Source organism: Streptococcus sp. 1643 (assembly GCF_006228325.1).
In the GTDB taxonomy this organism is placed as follows: Bacteria; Bacillota; Bacilli; order Lactobacillales; family Streptococcaceae; genus Streptococcus.
Window position 1 is genome coordinate 1,366,634 of the sequence record NZ_CP040231.1, and the last position, 18,360, is coordinate 1,384,993.

The window sequence follows — 18,360 nt, forward strand, 5'->3', positions numbered from 1 at the left end:
AAGTCAGCTATTGAAGCTGACTTTTTTATTTTATCTTCTTGACGCTCTGAAAGACTACAAATCCCACAACCATCCCCAAGGTGTTTTGCAGGAAGTTTGGAAGAATTTCTGGTAAGGCTGCTGACCAGCCATTCATTAGAGTTGAGCCCAGAGCATAGCCACTTACCATGACGATAGTCGCCAAGACAAGGCCGAGCCATTGCCATTTGCCTTTAAAACCTGCAAAAAATCCTTGCAAGCCATGGTTTACCAAGCTGAAGAACATCCACTGTGGATAGCCTGATAAGAGGTCAATCAAGAAACCTGCTAGTCCTCCAACGACGGCCCCTTCTTTACTGCCAAAGTAAAAGGCAGTAAAGAAAATACCTGCATCCAAGAGAGTCAATATTCCTGTTGCCGTTCCAATTTTCAAGTAATAACCTAGAACTACTGAAAGAGCGGTTAAAAGGGATACAAGGGCGATTTTAGTTGTTTTGGTTTGCTTCATATTGTCTTACTCCATATTGATCTGCTTGTGCAATAGCACGGTAAACGAAAGCTTTAGAACTCTCTACTGCTGGTAAAAGTTCATCACCTTTAACCAAGTGACTGGCGATGCTTGAGGCAAAGGTACAACCTGCACCAGCATTTTGGCCTTGAATGACTGGGTTTTCTAGGACAGTGAAAGTTTGTCCATCATAAAAGACATCTACAGCCTTGTCCTGACTGAGGCGATTGCCTCCCTTGATAATAATTGCTGGCGCTCCTAAATCATGCAATTTCTGCGCTACAGCTTTCATATCTTCCAAGGTTCTAATTTCCTGACCAGCCAATAATTCTGCTTCAGGGAGATTAGGCGTAATCACGCTAACATGAGGGAAAAAACGAATCAACTCTTGACAGAGTTCACTGACTGCCACATCGTGCGTTTCCTTGCAGACCAAGACGGGGTCCAATACCACCGGCACTCCAGGACGTTGCTTGATAAAGTCCAGTGCCTTCTCAGCCACACTGACAGTAGGAAGAAGGCCAATCTTAATCCCTGCAAACTCGACATCACGCAAGCTGTTCAACTCATGTTGAAAAATAGTATCATCCGGAGGGAAGACTTCAAAGCCCTTTTCGGTCAAGGCCGTCAAACAAGTGACAGCTACAAAGCCATGCAAGCCGTTCAAGGTATAGGTAGCCAAATCAGCTGACAAACCACCACCACTAAAAATATCATTCCCAGAAAGGGCTAAAATGCGATTATTCTTCATAACGAATCTCCTTTAAATACAAGCCATTCGGTGCTGCTGTTGGACCTGCAAGCTGTCTGTCTTTTTTTTCCAAGATCAAGTCAATCTGCTCAACTGGCATTCGATTATTTCCGATTTTGAGCAGCGTCCCCACCATATTGCGAATCTGCTTATACAAGAAGCCATTTCCTGAAAAGGTAAAGGTCAAAAACTGCCCTGTCTCATCGACTGTTAAACTGGCTTCTGTAATAGTTCGAACCTTGTCCTCTACACTGGTTCCAGATGCTGTAAAACCGGTGAAATCATGAGTTCCCTCTAGCTTTTTGATTGCCATCTGCATCCGCTCTACATCAAGCGGATAGGGAAAGTGAGTAGCGTAGTGACGACGCATAGGATTTTTGGGACGTCCTCTATCCACGATAAACTCATAGGTCTTGCTGTGTTTGGCATAACGGCAATGAAAATCATCTGCCACAATCTCAATCGAAATCACATCGATATCTTCTGGAGATTGGGTATCCAGAGCAAAACGGAGTTTTTCCTCATCCATCTGATAGGGCAGATCAAAATGAATGACCTGTCCCAGAGCATGGACCCCACTATCCGTCCTACCAGCACCGTGAACAGTGATGGCTTGCCCCTTATTCAATCTCGTTAAGGTTTTTTCGATTTCCTCTTGAACGCTCCGCACATGAGGCTGGCGCTGAAAACCAGCAAAGGCAAAACCATCATAAGAAATAGTTGCTTTATATCTTGTCATAACTTCTATTTTATCAGGAAATAAAAGTGTAAACAAGTTTAAAAACTAATAATTGTCTGGGTACAAAATTCCTAAAAAGAAAAACTTAGGAAATTAATCCTAAGCTCTCTTTTGAAGTGCGTACATAACAAAGATAGAAGTGACAATCAACCAGCAGCCTAGAATGGTGAAGACCAACATACCGTTTTGAGTCACCAAACCAATCGCTCCAAGAATGAAAGGTGTCGTGAAGGCTCCAAAGCTACATCCTAGCACTGCAAAAGATGTTGCCTGATTAAGGAGCTTGGCTGGGATTCTTTCAGAAAGAAGCTGAAAGACAGTGGTCAAGGCCACACTGTAAGAAAAACCTGCCACAACACTTCCAACTACCATCACACCCAATGACGGAGACAAGGCAATCACAATCTGCCCCAATCCAAAGGTGATACCTGACCAAAGGAGCAACCTTTCTTTAAACAGAGAGATAAAGAAAGAAAAACTCACACCTGCCAAGATACCAATCAACTGCATGATACTTAAAACCAAGCTCGATAACTGGGCATCCCCTAGACCTCTTTCCACCATCAGACTAGGAATACGAATAGTGATAGCTGTATTGGTGCAGACAACAACTGCTGCTTCGACAGCCAATAGAAAAATCAAGCTTTTCATCTGTCCTGTCAAACGAGTCGTTTCGGCCTCTTTTTTCTTTGTTTCTTTCTTTTCTTTCCCATAAGGGACAAAGAGCAGATAAAGGATCAATACTAAAAATCCCGCACTGTAGGCCAAGAAGGTCACTGTCCATCCCAAGGATAAGAGTTGACCGACCACTAGAGTCAAAATCGATGCCCCGACAACTTCTGCTGACCCGCGAAGACCCAACATCTGAATCCGTGTCTTTCCATGATAGCGTTCGCTGATGATAGAAATAGCCTTGGCATTGATCATCCCAACACCCAAGCCAAATAAAATCCGCATCGCAAAGACAAAGTTGTATTCCTGATACCAGAAAGGGGCTGTTCCTCCTATAGAGAGGATGAGAAGCCCTAGACTAATCTGAAGACGCTCAGGAAATAACCGCTCCAAAAACCCATTTAAAACCAGCATAATCATGATTCCAAAAGAAGGAAGACTGACCAGGAGCTCGATTTGTTCTTTGGGGTATCCTTGATAGTAGTCAAACATGGCTGGCAGAGCACTTGAGATGGAGAAGGAGGTAATCAAAACGAGGGAGAGGGCCAAAATACTAGCCCGTTCTAAATATTGTTTCATGAATTTTCTTTCTGTATATTTCTCACTGTTGATCCTTTTAAAAGGAAGATGGCAAGAAAAGAAGGAGCCCAATTGAACTAGAGACTCCGTCCTAACTTTCCTAATAGGAAGACTATTTTCGCTTGATTTGCTTGATCAGATAGAAGATGAAGCCTGCAACCATATACGCCGCAAAAATGATCAAACACCATTTGATAACCACGTCCCAACCCTTGTTCACATTTAAAAAGAAATAAGGGAAGGGATTGTCCTTGGAATTCGGAATATTGAGTTTTAAGACCAAGCCATTAAACAAGGCAAAAATCATATAAACCAAGGGCAAGATAGTCCACAAGACTGGATCCCAGATCTTGTATTGACCCCGTTTATCAAAGAAAAGGGTGTCGGCTAAAAACCAGAGTGGAACGATATAGTGGCAAAGGAAATTTTCCACACGGTAAAAGTCTGTCGCAATCGGAGCAAGCATAAAATGGTAAATCACACAGGTAATCATGATACTCATGGTAACACCACCCTTGAGACGAAGCAAGGTCGGACTTTGCCAATTTTCATCTGAACGGCTCATCACACGGAGCAGATAACCCGTGAAAATCGTTACCAAAAGATTGGACAACACTGTGTAGTAAAGGAGCATACCAAAGCCACCGTGCTTGGTAATCTCCAAATAAACTCCTGTAAATGCCGCTAAGAACAAGAGGACACGACTATAAAAGATAAATTTATAATTCAGTTTCATGGCTAGATTTTCTTAACAAATTCTGACTTGAGTTTCATAGCTCCAAAACCATCAATCTTACAGTCGATGTTGTGGTCACCTTCTACGATACGGATATTTTTAACGCGAGTTCCTTGTTTCAAATCCTTTGGCGCACCTTTTACTTTCAAGTCCTTGATTAAGGTTACAGTATCGCCGTCAGCCAATTTATTTCCATTGGCATCGATAGCAACAACACCTTCTTCTACTTCTGCAACTTCTGCAGGATTCCACTCATAGGCACACTCTGGGCAGACCAAGAGACTTCCGTCTTCGTAGACATATTCTGAATTACATTTTGGGCAATTTGGTAAGTTGTTCATAAGTCCTCCTTAAACTAACAATTATTCTTTAAAATTCATATGTTATTGAACAGCAACTATTATACCGTAAAATCCTACTTTTGACAATGTGTCCTAAGTCCAGCAAACAAAAAAATCATGCAACTGTTTACAGTTACATGACTTTTAAAAGATGATTGGTCATGGGCACTTATCAAGCACCTCATGATAAAAGGGGTAGCAACTATATTTTACAAACCAGGAGCTTGTCCAAGTTCTGCTGCAAGCATCCAAACTGTTTTCTCAAGTTCAGCCTTAGCACCAACAAAGATATCGTTTGTAACATCATCGCCTTCTTCATCAGTCACATCCAAAGCATTTTGGAAAAGAGCGATGAGGTAGCGATAAATCGCTAGAACACGTTCCAAGCTTTCTTCAACGTTACGGAATTCTCCTTCTTCTTCTTCGATTTCACTGTGTTGAAGGAATTCTGTCAAAGTTGAGTAAGGTTTGCCGCCAAGGGTGATCAAACGTTCGCTGATTTCGTCAAGATAGCCATCAAGGCTGTCCATGTATTCATCCATTTTTGGATGCCATACGAGGAAACCACGACCACGCATATACCAGTGAACTTGGTGAAGGGCAATGTGAGCCACATACAAGTCTGCTACTGCTTGGTTCAATACTTCCTTTGTTTTTGCCAATGCTACTGGCGCTGTTTTAGATAATGTTGTTACGTCTTTTACTGCTTCTTTTTTCAATTCAACCATATTGATCACCTCATAATATTATTTTTGCAACCATATTTATTGATTACTATCTCAGTATACTACTCCTAGTAGACAAAAGCAAGAAAATTAACCCATATTAAAAAAGTTGTAATTGACTGATAATTTAAGAAAAATATACAGTCTTTAAAAAAAAGACAGTCTTAGCAGACTGTCTGGAATAACTGAGATTATTTTACAAAATCAAGCAATGCCAAGAAGCTTTCAGCTTCAAGTGACGCACCACCAACAAGGGCACCGTCAACGTCTGGGCAAGCCATGTATGAAGCAACGTTTTCAGGTTTAACAGAACCACCGTATTGAACACGAACTTTGTCCGCAACTTCTTGACCAAAGTCTGCAGCTACAACGTCACGAACGACTTTACACATTTTTTGTGCATCGTCTTGTGAAGCTGATTTACCAGTACCGATAGCCCAGATTGGCTCATAAGCGATAACGGATGCAGCAACTTGTTCAGCTGTCAATCCAGCCAATGCAGCAGATACTTGAGCACCTACGAATTCAGCAGCTTTACCAGCTTCGTAAGTTTCAAGTGACTCACCACAACAGATGATTGGAAGCATACCGTTTGCAAAGATTGCTTTTGCTTTTTTGTTGATATCTTCGTCAGTTTCATGGAAGTAGTCACGACGTTCTGAGTGACCGATAACAACGTAGTCAGTACCGATTTCTTTCAAAACTTGTGGGCTAGTTTCACCAGTGAAAGCACCTGCATTTTCAAAGTAGCAGTTTTGAGCAGCAACTTTAAGGTTAGTTCCTTTAGCAGCAGCAAGAACAGTTGTCAAGTCAAGTGCAGGAACTGCGATACCTGCTTCAACAAGGTCTGATGAAGGAAGTTTTGATGCAACGGCTTCAACGAATGCTTTTGCTTCTTCTGGATTTTTGTTCATTTTCCAGTTACCAGCGATAAATGGTTTACGTGACATTTCACATACCTCTTTTTTCATTTTATTTTCTATTATTTTATCATATTTATAAGGAGCTTGCAAACCTTACTCTAATTTTCAAGATTTTTCAAGCGACTAATCTTGCCACAAATTCATGGCATCGAGGAAATCAGCCGAAGCCTGAACTTGTTTGGGATTGTTGACTTCTCGCTCTGCTCGTTTGGCCTCTACCTGAGTCACAGACTGAATACCTTCATGGCGCCAGTTTCGTAGGATTGCCTGAATATATTTCCAGTTTGGCTTGCCATTGAGAACGGCCTCTCGGAGAGCTTCCTTGATCAAATCCGCCTTAACTCCGTCTTCTTTGACAGTCTTAGAAAGGTCTTCGATTTCAAATGGTGTTAATAAGCGTCCCAATTCCTGCTGAAAAGTTTCAACCAGATCCTTCAACTGATTCTGCGGGTTTGGGGCAGTTGCAGATGGAGTTTGTCTATCTAGCAAGCTATCCAAGCGTTCAAAAGCCAAACTAGCATCAAAAATCAGCTCAATTTCCCCATTTAGTTCAATGGTCCGATATTGTAGCAAACCATTTTCTGTCAAATTCGAAATAGATTGGTTGACATCTGCCACCTCTTTCCCAATGATTTCAGCAATCTGACTAGGTGAAACATCTCCTAAGGCTGTGGTATTTTGTAAATAGAAAAATTGCCAGACCAAAAAATCTTCGCTGGAAGGAAAGAGTTCCTTAAAATGCAAGAGCAGGGCACTTGGCAAAACCAAGTTCCCTGATTTAAAAGCGTCAAAATATGTCATAATTCCTCTTATAGATATCCAAATGCAGCCGCATCATCCTCTACCTTTCTCCAGTCAAAAGGGGTTTCTTGATAAACTGCATAGTTTACCCAATTGCTGAAAAAGAGGGCGGCTGATGAAGACCAACAGAGACAGGGCGTCTCATTTACATCATCATTTTTAAAGTAGTTCTCTGGAATATGAGGATTGAGTCCCGCCTCATAATCACGAAAATACTCTCTTGCCAAAGTGTCACGATCGTACTCCAAATGACCAAAACTATAAATCTCACGCAAATCTCGACTAGCTAGAATGGAAACCCCAACCTCAGGACCTTCTGACAGAATCTCCAGATTGGTCTTGTTTAAGATTTCTTCTTTTAAAATCTCCGTATGACGAGAATGAGGAGCTACATAGCGATCATCAAAACCTCTAAAAAGAAGGTGCCCTTCTTTCAAGGTGTCCTGTGGATAAATGCCTGATAGTTTCCGATCCATCTGGTGCTTTTCAACGCCATAGCGAACATAAAGACCTGCTTGTGCTCCCCAACAGATATGGAGGGTTGAAAAAACATGCGTCTTGGACCATTCGATGACCTGTTTAAACTCCTCCCAGTAGTCCACCTCCTCAAAAGGCAAGTGCTCCACTGGAGCTCCTGTGATAATCATTCCATCAAAAAAGTCATCCTTGACCTCTGGAAAGGTCTTATAGAAGGTTTCCATATGTTCGGCACGAGTTGTCTTGGAACGATGTGTTTCCATATATAAGAAATCAATATCTAATTGCAAAGGGGTATTAGCCAAATGCCGTAAGAGTTGCGTTTCTGTTACCATTTTTTGAGGCATGAGATTTAAAATCAAAATCTTCAAGGGGCGAATATCCTGATGAGCGGCCCTTTGGTCATCCATAACAAAGATATTTTCTGTCCTTAAAATCTCCACAGCTGGTAATTTCTTATCAATTCGAATCGGCATAATACCCTCCTAACAGTTCTCTATTTCGGGAATGATGTTGTCTGTGTGAAAGCAAAAACCTCCAAATACTTCTTCCCTTTATTATACTGTATGAAGATATAGTTTTCAATTATAGTTTTTCTCTAACTAGCTATAGTTAATTTATATAGCAGATGAAGAGAAAACAGCCCCAAGGACTGTTTTTCATTAATAATGCATAAGTACCTTGTAATCGTAATCTCCGATTTTTTCACGGCCTTTAAGCTCATCCAACTCAATCAAGAAAGCACAACCGGCTACAACTCCACCAAGTCTTTCAATCATCTCAATCGTTGCCTTGACAGTTCCACCTGTTGCCAAGAGATCATCTACGATGAGAACACGTTGACCTGGTTTGATGGCATCCGCATGCATGGTCAAGGTATCAATACCGTACTCTTTCTCATAATCAGCAGAAATGACTTCACGTGGCAATTTCCCTGGTTTACGAACGGGTGCAAAACCAATTCCCAACTCAAAAGCAACTGGGCAGCCAACAATAAATCCGCGAGCCTCTGGACCCACGATCATGTCGATTTTCTTATCGGTTGCATACTGAACGATTTCACGAACAGCGTAGCTATATGCATTTCCATCTGCCATCAAAGGGCTGATATCACGGAAGGTGATGCCTTCCTTAGGATAATTTTCAATCGTTGCGATATAATCTTTTAAATTCATCTTTTTCTTTCTTTCAAAGTTTTTTACTCTCTATTATAGCACATTTTTTAAGAAAGAAAAAAGGAAAAGCACTATTCTATTGCTCCATCAGGCTATTAATGGAGTTATTTCCCCTGGTGTGAACTTATCATCAAAAAAACGAGCACATTCGTACTCGTTTTTAAAAATCTGTTAATTAAAGTGAGTTTACGTCAACCTTGATACCAACACCTTGAGTAGTTGTGATTGTCAAGTTTGTTACGTAAGTTCCTTTAGCTGTAGCTGGTTTTGCTTTTTGGATTGTTTCGTTGAAAGCTTTGAAGTTTTCAACCAATTTTTCAGCTTCAAATGATACTTTACCGATGATTGCTTGAACGTTACCTGCACGGTCTGCACGGTAAGTAATTTTACCACCTTTAGACTCTTCAACTGCTTTAGCAACATCCATTGTTACAGTACCAGTTTTAGGGTTTGGCATCAAGTTACGTGGTCCAAGGACACGTCCAAGACGTCCAACAAGAGCCATCATGTCAGGTGTAGCGATAACTACGTCGAAGTCCAACCAACCGTCGTTGATTTTTGCAACAAGGTCATCTTCACCAACAAAGTCTGCACCAGCAGCTTTTGCTTCTTCAGCTTTTGCACCACGTGCGAAAACAAGAACGCGTGAAGTTTTACCAGTACCGTTTGGCAATACCATTGCTCCACGGATTTGTTGGTCAGCTTTTTTAACGTCGATGTTCAAGTTGTAAGCAACTTCTACAGTTGCGTCAAATTTTGCAAAGTTAGTTTCTTTTGCAAGTGCTACAGCTTCTTCTACACTGTATGCTTTTGTGCTGTCGATTTTCTCAAGAGCAGCACGAAGTTGTTTGCTTTTTTTAGCCATTTTCTATTCTCCTTGTAAGTGGTTCAATCGATTTTCATCTCCCACGTCACTTCTCGAAATGATGAAGTCTTGCGGGTTATATTGGGGGTGTTATTGATTAGTCAACAACAGTGAATCCCATAGAACGAGCAGTACCTTCGATCATACGCATTGCAGACTCAATGTTTGCTGCGTTCAAATCTGGCATCTTAGTTTCTGCAATTTCTTGTACTTGTGCACGAGTAACTGTAGCAACTTTAGTTTTGTTAGGTGTACCTGATCCTTTTTCAACACCTGCAGCTTTTTTCAAAAGAACAGCAGCTGGTGGTGTTTTTGTAACGAAAGTAAATGATTTGTCTTCGTATACTGAGATAACAACTGGAATAATCATACCAGCTTGGTCAGCTGTACGAGCGTTGAACTCTTTTGTGAATCCCATGATGTTGATACCAGCTTGACCAAGAGCAGGTCCAACTGGTGGAGCTGGTGTAGCTTTACCAGCAGGGATTTGCAATTTTACAAGTTTTTCGACTTTTTTAGCCATTTTTAAATCCTCCTTTGTGGTTTTGGCGGTAATTAAAGATTTTTACCTCCCACAAGTATGCTTTACACATACTTTTCTATTATACACTATTTATCTAAAAATGCAAGAGAAAAATCACTTTTTTAATCGACGTAATCGCCACCTTCAAAGCCATAGTACTCTTCCAAACTGAGACCGCTAGCAGCAATTTCTTTGGCTTCTTTTCCGACGTAGCGAAGATGCCATTCTTCTGCCATATAGCCAGTCTCTTTTTCCTTGCCTTTGAGATAGCGAACAACAAAGCCATAGTCAGCCGCATGATCCAAGAGCCACTGGGCCGCCTTTTCTTCAGTAACTAAATCTCCATCTGTCCCAATAAGGTCAAATGCAAGACCTGTTTGGTGTTCACTATAACCTGGGCGAGCTGAGTAGCGATCAGCAGCTTCCTTACCATCTTGATTCACATAGTCTTGATAAAGTTTGGTTTGAGTTTCATAACTTCTAAAACCACTGTAGTGATCGCTGATTGGGTAGCCAGCTGCTTGCATTGCTGCAATGAGCTTCAGCAACTCTGCTTTAGCTGTTGGATTTTCTCCTGGATTATAGTCTTTTGACAAAGGATAGTGCTTATTAGCTATGACGATTTCATCGTACTTCCCTTGAATACTATAGTAGTCTCCCTTATTGACAACTTCTGCCTTCTTCTGACTAGAGGCTTGAGATTTGCTCCCTACAGTTCCTTCAGGTTGACTAGTTTGTTCCGTTTTTTGAGTGTTTTCTTCATTTTTAGTTTTTTCTTGAGAACATGCTGCTAGGGTTACTGCTAGCAAACCAGATAAAACGATGTATCTTTTTTTCATTTTTTCTTCCTCTCTTATACCAAGTGCTTCTCTAATTCATCGGATAGGGCTTTAATCATTTGTTCCAACTCATGGGATTTCACTTGGCAATCTTCTGCCGCCATTTCTTCCCAGGGCACCCACCAGACTGGACCACGGCCATTCAATCCATGCCCTCTCATATCACCTGATCGTCTTGGAAAGAGGTGCCAGTGAGCGTGGGCATCTCCATTTCCTAGAAGTTCGATGTTCATCTTTTCAGCTTTAAACGTTTTGGCGACAGCTTCTTGGACCAAACTCATTTCCTCTAGAAAACGAAGTTTTACATAAGTTTCCATATGGTGGAGTTCTGTGACATGCTCTTTTGCCAGAAATAAGGTATAGCCCTTAAAGTATTGGTGGTCTCCAATGACAACATAGCCTGTTTCTAGTTCTTTTACAAAGTAGGGATTTTCCCCTGCCTTGATCCATTCAATTCTTTGACAAATCAAGCACATATTAGTCTACCAATGCACTCTTGAGATAGGCATCAACCATACGCTCAGTCGCCACGACCGAATCAATGTGTGTTCGTTCGTAAGAGTGACTGGACTCAATACCAGCTCCAAGGAGGGCGTGTTTGACCTCTGCTCCTGCAGACATAGCCGCTGAAGCATCCGAACCGTAAAATGGATAGATGTCGAGCTTAAATGGAATATCTTGCTCTTTCGCCAAAGCTACCAAGTGTTGACGGAAGTCATAGTGATAGGGACCTGAAGCGTCCTTGACACAGATAGACACTGTATACTCATCCGTCTGCTGGTCATCTCCCATTGCCCCCATATCGACAGCTAGATATTCCACCACTTGAGTTGGAATATTGGAGTTAGCACCGTGGCCCACCTCTTCGAAGACTGAAAAAGCAAAATGAGTTGTTACTGGCAACTCAATTCCCTCTTCCTTATAAACACGAAGAAGATTGAGCAAAATCGCTGCGCTGACTTTGTCATCCAAGTGACGTGACTTGATAAAACCAGTCTCTGTCACGACAGTTCGCGGGTCAAAGCTGATAAAATCACCGACCTCGATGCCCAAGGCGCGGGTTTCTTTTTCGTTGGTTACTTTTGCATCCAAACGCACTTCCATATTGTCCTGTGTGCGTTCAGCAGTTCCCGCATCTTTGTAGACATGGCAAGAAGTTTGATGGATGAGAATGGTTCCAGATACCTTTTTACCTGTGCTAGCCACATGAACCGTACAGTTTTCTCCTTCAATCATGTTCCAAGGAAAACCACCGATACGATCCAATTTGAGACGGCCATCTGGTTTGACTGCACGAACAATAGCACCCAGCGTATCCACGTGGGCAGTCACATAGCGGTGTTGTTCATCATTTTGACCTTTAATGGTCACATTGACACCACCCTTGGCTGTGCGAACAGGCTGGTAACCAAGCTCTTCTAAAGTATGGACTAGGTAGTCTGAAATCTCACGAGTAAAGCCTGTTGGAGATGCAATAGCGGTTAGTTCTTTGATATAGTTTATAGTCTGATTCATTTCTTCACCTCTTTCCTACCATTATAACATTTTTCTAGTCAGACTCCTTCTCAAAAGGAGAAAAACTGTGTTTAGTTGCTTTCACTATAGATCCATGTTATAATACAAATACTTTGATTATGAAAGGAAAGTAACAAATATGAAATCATACTTTAAAGTATCACTAGCCCTTGTGGCTTCACTTGTTCTCCTGCTCGGATGTTCCAAACAAGCATCAACACCTACCAACAGCAGTAGCAAAGAAGACACAACAACTCAGTCAAGTGAGAGCAAACAAAGCAGTCAACAATCATCTGAAAAGAAAGAAACAACTAAAACACATACTTTTGTAAACAAAAATAATTCTGGAATCACTTCTACCTTGGTTTATACTGTAGAAGGCGACAATGTTATCAAGCAATCAGCTAATAACATTGCTGATCCTGAAATCCTTGGTGCAACTCCAGAAGATGTCAAGAGTTTTATCGAAGAAAAGTACAAAGGTTATAATGGACTCAAAGGTGTTAAACAAACGATTGAAATCAAAGATGGAAAAGTTGTTCAAGATCTAGAAGTTGATTTCTCAGTTGCAAGCATTAGCGAACTTAGAAAAGCACTTCCTGAAGAATATTCTGGTATCGGTAATCGTGTGAGTTTCTCAAACTCTAAAAAAGCACTGGAAAAATGGGATTCACAGAAAAGACGAACTAATCTCCTAAAATTTCATATAGACTAGTGTAGGTCCACCCCAAAAGTTAGACACAACTCTAACTCTTGGGGTATTTTATTACATCCCTAACCGATGAGTCCAATAGATTCCTCCCAATCCCATAAAAAGTGCATTTAAAACTTCACACCCTTATAAAGCCATATGATAAAAGATTTTTGAAACAGATAGAGACAAAACTTTAACCGTCAGACTAGTTTCTATTCGTTGTCATGTCAGGTCAGATGAGAGGGGAGGTCTAGTTGATTTTGAAGTAGAATCATGTTATAATACAAAATACTTTGATTATGAAAGGAAAAGACATGAACAAATATTTTAAAATGACTCTTTGTATAGCTCTACCATTAGCTATCTTATTGGGATGTTCAAAAAAATCAACAACCTCATCAACTAGCTCAGCAAAAAGTGAAACTACTCAGGTAGAATCTACTAGCCAGCAAGCTACAGAAAACAAATCTGAAGTAAAAACTGTGACCTTTGTAAATGATACTCGTACTGGCTTTAATTCTACTTTAACCTACACTGTAGATGGAGACAAAGTATTGAAACAATCAGGTCATAATGTCTATGATCCAGAGGCTCTTGATACTACTGCTGAAACTCTTAAAGCATTTGTTGAAAAAACTTATAAAGGATATCAAGGCCTCAAAGGTGTTACTCATAGCATCAAAATCAAAGATGGAAAGGTCGTTCAAGATGCTGAAGTCGACTTCACAGTCGCAAGTATTGACGAACTTAGAAAAGCCTTACCAGAAGAATACTCAGGCGTAGGTAACTATGTTAGCTTTACTGCTTCTAAGAAAATGTTAAAAGATCTTGGATATACTGAAAAAACTAACTAAGTGTCTTTTACAAAAATAAAAAACCTCGGCTTATGCCAAGGTTTTTTTATTCCATCTCAAAAACATCACTCTCTTGTTTGTTTGGTAGAACCAATGAAAGCAAGATTCCGATAATAGCTGGCACTAGCCATGGAAGAGAGGCTGACGCAAACGGAAGGGCATTAATCAGATTTTCTAGAAACTCAATCTTAAAGGAACTTCCAAGGACGCTTGCAAGAGCAATAGCGGTAACAAGCCCAATAGTTAACTGCATGCCCGGTTTTGATAGGGCGACAAACTTATTAACAATCACGATCATCACAATGGCGATGGTGATTGGGTACAAGATTACCAGTACTGGCACTGAGTACTTAATGATTGCATCAAGACCAAGATTAGCAATGGCAAATCCAATCATGGTAAAGGCAGTTGCATAGACCTTGTAGCTGATTTGTGGGAAGCGTCCGTTAAAGAACTCAGCTGTAGATACGATCAAGCCAACTGTCGTTGTGAAGCAGGTTACAGTTACCATGGCAGCAAGGAAGAGTTGAGCCGTTGAACCAAAGATTTCCTGAGTTGCTTGTGACAAGATATAAACACCTGGAGTTCCACCCTTCATGACTTCTGCCGGAACTGGGAAGTGATTTCCAAGGAATCCTAGACCAATATAGAGAGCACTGAAGGCAAGAGCTACCACAATACCAACAACCCAAATAGTTGAGATGTATTCTTTCTTACTTGAAAATCCAAGTTGTTTCAAGGTTTGAACAGCGATGACACTGAAGGCAACTGAGGCAAGGGCATCCAAGGTGTTATACCCCTCTAAGAATCCTGTTCCGAAAGCAGATGCTTGATAGGCTTCTGAAGCTACTTGAGGACTTGTTCCGCCATATTTAAAGGCACCTAGTACAACTAAGATAACGATAAGCAAAGCAAAGACTGGCGTCAAGATTCGTCCGATACGATCCAAAATCTTTGATGGATTGAGCGAAATCAGATAGGCTGCGGCAAAGTAAAGCACGGTAAAGATAATCAATCCTAGGCCTTTATTTGCTTCAGACAAGAGAGGGCTGATGCCGACCTCGTAAGCTGTTGTTGCTGTACGTGGGATAGCAAAGAATGGGCCAATCGATAGATAGAGGACTGCAAGATAAAGAGTCGCAAACCAAGGTGAGATTTTCTTAGAAATCTCATAAATGTATCCTTTAGGATTGAGCGTTCCGATGATAAGTGTCAAGACGGCAATACCGACACCTGAAAAGACAAAACCTGCGATGGCAGGAAGAAACTGTTCTCCAGATAAGGCACCTAGAGAAGGCGGAAAAATCAAGTTCCCCGCACCAAAAAATATTCCAAACAGGAGCAAGCCTGTTAGGGCACCTTTTTTAGCCATAAAAATCTCCTTCATATTTCTAAAATACTGACCTAGTATACCATGATTAAGACTCTGAAAAAAGTATCCAAAATTAATCATTGAATGTTTTCAATATTTTTAAAAATAAGAATTATCTAAAAACAAAATCCCTCACTCAGTTGGAACCGAGCAAGGGAAGACTAGGATCTATCGCCATATAGGTTTAAAGATTTTCAAAGGCCGTCATTCCACCTTGGACATTGATAACGTCATAACCCTGTTCAGCTAGAAATTGACAAGCACGCGCTGACCTCATCCCAGATTTGCAAATGACATAATACAAGAGGTCCTTGCCCAATTGATCATAAGTATCAGCCAATTGACTAAGTGGTAGGTTCTGAGCACCTTCTAAATGAAGCGTCTCGAACTCTTCTACTTCTCTCACATCCAGCACAGAAAGTGAGCTATTCTGGTAAAGCTGGTAAAAATCGTTAAAAGTAATTTCTTTCATTTTGTTTTTCCAAGAATCTTTTGAATTCTTTTTTTCAAATCGGGCACCACTTCTGACTCAAACCAAGGATTCTTAGCCATCCAGATTTGATTACGAGGTGACGGATGCACCAGAGGGAAAAATTCTGGTAAATAGTCTTTGTAGTGTTTCACCCGCTCTGTTACCTTGCCACTAACTTTCTCCTGTAAATAGTAGGCTTGGGCATACTGTCCAATCAAGAGAGTTAATTGGATATTGGGCAACACTTGCAAGAGTTGCGGATGCCATTTTTCTGCGAAACCTGTACGAGGTGGAAGGTCGCCTGACTTGCCATGTCCAGGAAAGTAAAAATCCATGGGCAGAACTGCAAAATAACCTGAATTGTAAAAGGTGTCTTCATCCACACCTAGCCACTCACGCAAGCGATCGCCACTCTTATCCTTCCAATAAATCCCAGCTTCTTGCGTTTTAAGCCCAGGAGCCTGACCGACAATATTGATACGGGCAGTTTTTGGCGCCGCAAAGAGAGGTTCGATTCCGCGTTCTGTATAGCTGGTATTTTGCGGATCCGCCATAATGGCTTGCTTGATTCTTTCAATTTGAGACATCTGTTTTCCCTCCAAAAAGAAGTCCAAGCATAAAATCTCAGACTTCTATCGTTTTATTTGATCAATTCATAAATAGCTTCTGCATAGATTGCTGCTGCTCGGAAGAGATCGTCCAAGGCGATAAATTCGTTGGCTTGGTGCATGGTATCGATTGAGTCTGGGAACATCGCACCGTAGGCAACCCCACGTTCCAGCAAGCGACCAAAGGTTCCACCTCCGATGACTTGTTCGTGACCTTTAAGCCCAGTTTGTTTTTCATAGACATTCAACAAAGTTTGCACAAGTGGATCTTCCATTGGCACATAGTGAGGGGTGTGACCGTGTTCAGAAAGGCTAACAGAAGCAACTGGCAAGTTTTCAAGGATTGACTTGATTTGCTCTGGACTTATTCCTTTTGGATAACGGAAGTTGAGAGCAATGGTATTGTCAGCACTTGCTTCGTCAAAGCGGAAGACACCAGCATTCATAGAAAGGGCACCCATCTTCTCATCCACATGAGCAACCTTGAGATTTTCACCCTCATGGTCATTCAAGAGAATCTTACCAGCGATGTCGAGGTAGTCTTTGGCTGGTCCAGCAAAGTCAAACTGACTGAGGAAGAGGGCCAGGTAGGTCGCACCATTGACACCTGAAGCAGGCATAGCACCGTGAGCTGATTTACCAATGATGGTAACCTTGTATTTGCCAGCTTCTTCTTGAATTTCTCCTCTGAGTTTGTGTTCTGCAACAAAAGCATCTAGTTTCCCTTGCAAGTCAGCCAAGTCACCTGAAACAACTGCTGTTGCTGATTCAGGTACCATGTTTTCACGCAAACCACCTGTGAAGCTGTGAAGGCGAGCAGCACCTGTATTATCACCTGCAAAGTGGAGGTATTCCGTGATATTCCCTTTTTCACCATTGATAATAGGGAATTCAGCGTCTGGAGAGAAACCGAAGTCTGGTTTCGCAAGTCCTACATGTTCAAAGTAGTAGTCCATGTCTGCCCAGCCTGATTCTTCGTCTGTTCCGACGATGAAACGAACTTTCTTAGAAGTTGGAAGTCCCAATTCTTTGATGATTTTCAAACCATAGTAACAAGCAGTTGTAGGTCCCTTATCATCTGAAGCCCCACGCGCATAAAGGCGACCGTCTTTGATAGTTGGTGTATAAGGGTCCGTGTCCCAACCGCTACCAGCTGGCACCACGTCCATGTGAGCAAAGATTCCGAGAACTTCTTCTCCTTCACCAAACTCAAAATGTCCTGCGTAGTTATCAACATTTTTAGTTGGATAGCCATCACGGTCTGCGATTTCAAGGAATTTTTCCAAGGCTTTTACTGGCCCAGGTCCAAATGGATGCTCAGCATCGGCCTTGCTATCATCACGTTCTGAGTTGATTTCCAAAAGACTAAACAAGTCAGCCAAGAGGTCTTCTTTGCGTTTTTCTACTTCTGCTGTAAAATCAATTGCTGTCATTTTTTCTTCCTTCTATCTTTTCTCGATGATTTCATCTACTGGCAAGCGATAGCTTGGTTCCAATTTTTCGTCTGTGTAACCCACTGTAATCAAGAGTTCTGGGCGGAAACGGTCTTCGATATCCAAAACTTCATTGGCTTTTGATTTGTCAAAACCAAGAATAATGTTAGAACCGATTCCCTGGTCTGTCAGAGCCAAAACCAAATTCATGGCAACCAAACCTGCATTGAGTGCTAGGTAGTCGCTGACTTGTTGTTCACTGTAACGCGCAAACTCGGCAGGCAAATTCTTCATGAAATATTGAAGTTGCTCTTCTGAGAAATTCTTTGCACCACCAACTCGGGCAATCTTGCGGGCACGTTTGGCAAGATCTGTATCTGTAAACAAGGCAATGGTCACTGGCGCTGATGATACCTGCTCAAAGTTCGAACCATAAGCTAATTTTGCCAATTCAGCATTTTTCTCACGAACCACCACAAACTTCCATGGCTGGCTGTTATGGGCACTTGGGGCCAAGGTTGCGATTTCGATAGCCGTACGCACATCTTTGGGATCTACCGGTTTATCAGTAAAATGCTTAGTCGCATGACGTTTTTTATTTAATTCAAGAAATTTCATAATCGATTTCCTTTTCTAATTCTACTGCATCCATTCTACCATATTTTGAAAGAGCTTGCAGAGATTTTTCATAGAAAGAAATTGGAACACGGATGAAGCCCTGGATTTAAACTTATTATTAAAATCAGGTTTCCCCTCATCCAGTACCAACTATTTTTCAA

22 protein-coding genes and 1 pseudogene are annotated in these 18,360 nt (G+C 41.4%); 2 read left to right on the forward strand and 21 right to left on the reverse strand.

The annotated features are described in order from the left end of the window. Positions 1 to 25: 25 nt before the first annotated feature. From FD735_RS07230 to FD735_RS07305, 16 genes are all read right to left on the reverse strand, one after another. On the reverse strand, positions 26 to 487 hold the full coding sequence (locus tag FD735_RS07230) for an ECF transporter S component (RefSeq protein WP_139658840.1): 462 nt from the start codon (positions 485 to 487) through the stop codon (positions 26 to 28). Further along, the gene (locus FD735_RS07235; RefSeq protein ID WP_139658841.1) at positions 465 to 1,238 is read right to left on the reverse strand and encodes a bifunctional hydroxymethylpyrimidine kinase/phosphomethylpyrimidine kinase; all 774 of its coding nucleotides are present in this window, start codon (positions 1,236 to 1,238) and stop codon (positions 465 to 467) included. The genes FD735_RS07230 and FD735_RS07235 overlap by 23 nt, the downstream gene beginning before the upstream one ends. Further along, on the reverse strand, positions 1,228 to 1,977 hold the full coding sequence (gene truA, locus FD735_RS07240; protein WP_139658842.1) for a tRNA pseudouridine(38-40) synthase TruA: 750 nt from the start codon (positions 1,975 to 1,977) through the stop codon (positions 1,228 to 1,230). The genes FD735_RS07235 and truA overlap by 11 nt, the downstream gene beginning before the upstream one ends. Before the next feature lie 99 nt (positions 1,978 to 2,076). Continuing rightward, positions 2,077 to 3,228, reverse strand: coding sequence for an MFS transporter (locus tag FD735_RS07245; RefSeq protein ID WP_049505236.1), 1,152 nt, complete (start codon positions 3,226 to 3,228; stop codon positions 2,077 to 2,079). Positions 3,229 to 3,340: 112 nt separating this feature from the next. After that, a complete protein-coding gene (locus FD735_RS07250) occupies positions 3,341 to 3,964 on the reverse strand; it encodes a Pr6Pr family membrane protein (RefSeq protein WP_061426937.1) in 624 nt (207 codons plus the stop codon). Positions 3,965 to 3,966: 2 nt separating this feature from the next. Beyond that, positions 3,967 to 4,305: a zinc ribbon domain-containing protein YjdM gene (locus tag FD735_RS07255; RefSeq protein WP_001061600.1), complete on the reverse strand. Its 339-nt coding sequence runs from the start codon at positions 4,303 to 4,305 to the stop codon at positions 3,967 to 3,969. 209 nt (positions 4,306 to 4,514) lie between these two features. Continuing rightward, complete coding sequence (locus FD735_RS07260; RefSeq protein WP_061426935.1) at positions 4,515 to 5,033, reverse strand: Dps family protein; 519 nt, start codon at positions 5,031 to 5,033, stop codon at positions 4,515 to 4,517. 188 nt (positions 5,034 to 5,221) lie between these two features. Continuing rightward, the gene (tpiA, locus tag FD735_RS07265) at positions 5,222 to 5,980 is read right to left on the reverse strand and encodes a triose-phosphate isomerase (protein WP_049490291.1); all 759 of its coding nucleotides are present in this window, start codon (positions 5,978 to 5,980) and stop codon (positions 5,222 to 5,224) included. Between the two features lie 96 nt (positions 5,981 to 6,076). Beyond that, positions 6,077 to 6,754 carry a DnaD domain-containing protein gene (locus FD735_RS07270; RefSeq protein ID WP_061426933.1) on the reverse strand — a complete coding sequence of 226 codons (678 nt, stop codon included), beginning with the start codon at positions 6,752 to 6,754 and terminating at the stop codon, positions 6,077 to 6,079. Positions 6,755 to 6,762: 8 nt separating this feature from the next. Then, a complete protein-coding gene (metA, locus tag FD735_RS07275; RefSeq protein WP_001122730.1) occupies positions 6,763 to 7,707 on the reverse strand; it encodes a homoserine O-succinyltransferase in 945 nt (314 codons plus the stop codon). A gap of 186 nt (positions 7,708 to 7,893) precedes the next feature. Then, positions 7,894 to 8,406 (reverse strand): adenine phosphoribosyltransferase, encoded by a 513-nt coding sequence (locus FD735_RS07280; protein ID WP_001049316.1) that lies wholly within the window; start codon positions 8,404 to 8,406, stop codon positions 7,894 to 7,896. Between the two features lie 175 nt (positions 8,407 to 8,581). Further along, the gene (gene rplA / locus FD735_RS07285) at positions 8,582 to 9,271 is read right to left on the reverse strand and encodes a 50S ribosomal protein L1 (RefSeq protein WP_001085675.1); all 690 of its coding nucleotides are present in this window, start codon (positions 9,269 to 9,271) and stop codon (positions 8,582 to 8,584) included. Between the two features lie 97 nt (positions 9,272 to 9,368). Further along, positions 9,369 to 9,794: a 50S ribosomal protein L11 gene (rplK, locus tag FD735_RS07290; protein WP_001085808.1), complete on the reverse strand. Its 426-nt coding sequence runs from the start codon at positions 9,792 to 9,794 to the stop codon at positions 9,369 to 9,371. A 122-nt stretch (positions 9,795 to 9,916) separates the two neighbouring features. Beyond that, positions 9,917 to 10,633, reverse strand: coding sequence for an LD-carboxypeptidase LdcB/DacB (gene ldcB / locus FD735_RS07295; RefSeq protein ID WP_139658843.1), 717 nt, complete (start codon positions 10,631 to 10,633; stop codon positions 9,917 to 9,919). A gap of 14 nt (positions 10,634 to 10,647) precedes the next feature. After that, on the reverse strand, positions 10,648 to 11,109 hold the full coding sequence (locus FD735_RS07300) for an HIT family protein (protein ID WP_139658844.1): 462 nt from the start codon (positions 11,107 to 11,109) through the stop codon (positions 10,648 to 10,650). A 1-nt stretch (position 11,110) separates the two neighbouring features. After that, positions 11,111 to 12,148, reverse strand: coding sequence for a M42 family metallopeptidase (locus FD735_RS07305; protein ID WP_139658845.1), 1,038 nt, complete (start codon positions 12,146 to 12,148; stop codon positions 11,111 to 11,113). 139 nt (positions 12,149 to 12,287) lie between these two features. Here FD735_RS07305 and FD735_RS07310 point away from each other — a divergent pair. Then, positions 12,288 to 12,838 (forward strand): annotated as a pseudogene (locus FD735_RS07310) (DUF1307 domain-containing protein). A 318-nt stretch (positions 12,839 to 13,156) separates the two neighbouring features. Continuing rightward, complete coding sequence (locus FD735_RS07315) at positions 13,157 to 13,696, forward strand: DUF1307 domain-containing protein (protein WP_139659113.1); 540 nt, start codon at positions 13,157 to 13,159, stop codon at positions 13,694 to 13,696. Positions 13,697 to 13,742: 46 nt separating this feature from the next. On the opposite strand, the gene brnQ is transcribed toward FD735_RS07315, so the two are convergent. The 5 genes from brnQ to FD735_RS07340 form a co-directional block, all read right to left on the reverse strand. Then, positions 13,743 to 15,068, reverse strand: a complete 1,326-nt coding sequence (gene brnQ / locus FD735_RS07320; RefSeq protein ID WP_176553064.1) for a branched-chain amino acid transport system II carrier protein — start codon at positions 15,066 to 15,068, stop codon at positions 13,743 to 13,745. Positions 15,069 to 15,252: 184 nt separating this feature from the next. Beyond that, positions 15,253 to 15,540, reverse strand: a complete 288-nt coding sequence (locus FD735_RS07325) for a rhodanese-like domain-containing protein (RefSeq protein ID WP_139658848.1) — start codon at positions 15,538 to 15,540, stop codon at positions 15,253 to 15,255. Next, entirely contained in the window at positions 15,537 to 16,127 is a 591-nt protein-coding gene (locus FD735_RS07330) for a uracil-DNA glycosylase family protein (protein WP_139658849.1), read from the reverse strand. Before FD735_RS07330 ends, FD735_RS07325 begins: the two co-directional genes overlap by 4 nt. A gap of 53 nt (positions 16,128 to 16,180) precedes the next feature. Continuing rightward, positions 16,181 to 17,581: a dipeptidase PepV gene (gene pepV / locus FD735_RS07335; protein ID WP_139658850.1), complete on the reverse strand. Its 1,401-nt coding sequence runs from the start codon at positions 17,579 to 17,581 to the stop codon at positions 16,181 to 16,183. Between the two features lie 12 nt (positions 17,582 to 17,593). Then, positions 17,594 to 18,199: a nitroreductase family protein gene (locus FD735_RS07340; protein ID WP_000670152.1), complete on the reverse strand. Its 606-nt coding sequence runs from the start codon at positions 18,197 to 18,199 to the stop codon at positions 17,594 to 17,596. Positions 18,200 to 18,360: the final 161 nt, after the last annotated feature.

Excerpts from the sequence above, each read along its gene's own strand:
- FD735_RS07230 (WP_139658840.1), bottom strand. The coding sequence starts at position 487 with ATGAAGCAAACCAAAACAACTAAAATCGCCCTTGTATCCCTTTTAACC.
- FD735_RS07235 (WP_139658841.1), bottom strand. The coding sequence starts at position 1,238 with ATGAAGAATAATCGCATTTTAGCCCTTTCTGGGAATGATATTTTTAGT.
- truA (WP_139658842.1), bottom strand. The coding sequence starts at position 1,977 with ATGACAAGATATAAAGCAACTATTTCTTATGATGGTTTTGCCTTTGCT.
- FD735_RS07245 (WP_049505236.1), bottom strand. The coding sequence starts at position 3,228 with ATGAAACAATATTTAGAACGGGCTAGTATTTTGGCCCTCTCCCTCGTT.
- FD735_RS07250 (WP_061426937.1), bottom strand. The coding sequence starts at position 3,964 with ATGAAACTGAATTATAAATTTATCTTTTATAGTCGTGTCCTCTTGTTC.
- FD735_RS07255 (WP_001061600.1), bottom strand. The coding sequence starts at position 4,305 with ATGAACAACTTACCAAATTGCCCAAAATGTAATTCAGAATATGTCTAC.
- FD735_RS07260 (WP_061426935.1), bottom strand. The coding sequence starts at position 5,033 with ATGGTTGAATTGAAAAAAGAAGCAGTAAAAGACGTAACAACATTATCT.
- tpiA (WP_049490291.1), bottom strand. The coding sequence starts at position 5,980 with ATGTCACGTAAACCATTTATCGCTGGTAACTGGAAAATGAACAAAAAT.
- FD735_RS07270 (WP_061426933.1), bottom strand. The coding sequence starts at position 6,754 with ATGACATATTTTGACGCTTTTAAATCAGGGAACTTGGTTTTGCCAAGT.
- metA (WP_001122730.1), bottom strand. The coding sequence starts at position 7,707 with ATGCCGATTCGAATTGATAAGAAATTACCAGCTGTGGAGATTTTAAGG.
- FD735_RS07280 (WP_001049316.1), bottom strand. The coding sequence starts at position 8,406 with ATGAATTTAAAAGATTATATCGCAACGATTGAAAATTATCCTAAGGAA.
- rplA (WP_001085675.1), bottom strand. The coding sequence starts at position 9,271 with ATGGCTAAAAAAAGCAAACAACTTCGTGCTGCTCTTGAGAAAATCGAC.
- rplK (WP_001085808.1), bottom strand. The coding sequence starts at position 9,794 with ATGGCTAAAAAAGTCGAAAAACTTGTAAAATTGCAAATCCCTGCTGGT.
- ldcB (WP_139658843.1), bottom strand. The coding sequence starts at position 10,633 with ATGAAAAAAAGATACATCGTTTTATCTGGTTTGCTAGCAGTAACCCTA.
- FD735_RS07300 (WP_139658844.1), bottom strand. The coding sequence starts at position 11,109 with ATGTGCTTGATTTGTCAAAGAATTGAATGGATCAAGGCAGGGGAAAAT.
- FD735_RS07305 (WP_139658845.1), bottom strand. The coding sequence starts at position 12,148 with ATGAATCAGACTATAAACTATATCAAAGAACTAACCGCTATTGCATCT.
- FD735_RS07315 (WP_139659113.1), top strand. The coding sequence starts at position 13,157 with ATGAACAAATATTTTAAAATGACTCTTTGTATAGCTCTACCATTAGCT.
- brnQ (WP_176553064.1), bottom strand. The coding sequence starts at position 15,068 with ATGGCTAAAAAAGGTGCCCTAACAGGCTTGCTCCTGTTTGGAATATTT.
- FD735_RS07325 (WP_139658848.1), bottom strand. The coding sequence starts at position 15,540 with ATGAAAGAAATTACTTTTAACGATTTTTACCAGCTTTACCAGAATAGC.
- FD735_RS07330 (WP_139658849.1), bottom strand. The coding sequence starts at position 16,127 with ATGTCTCAAATTGAAAGAATCAAGCAAGCCATTATGGCGGATCCGCAA.
- pepV (WP_139658850.1), bottom strand. The coding sequence starts at position 17,581 with ATGACAGCAATTGATTTTACAGCAGAAGTAGAAAAACGCAAAGAAGAC.
- FD735_RS07340 (WP_000670152.1), bottom strand. The coding sequence starts at position 18,199 with ATGAAATTTCTTGAATTAAATAAAAAACGTCATGCGACTAAGCATTTT.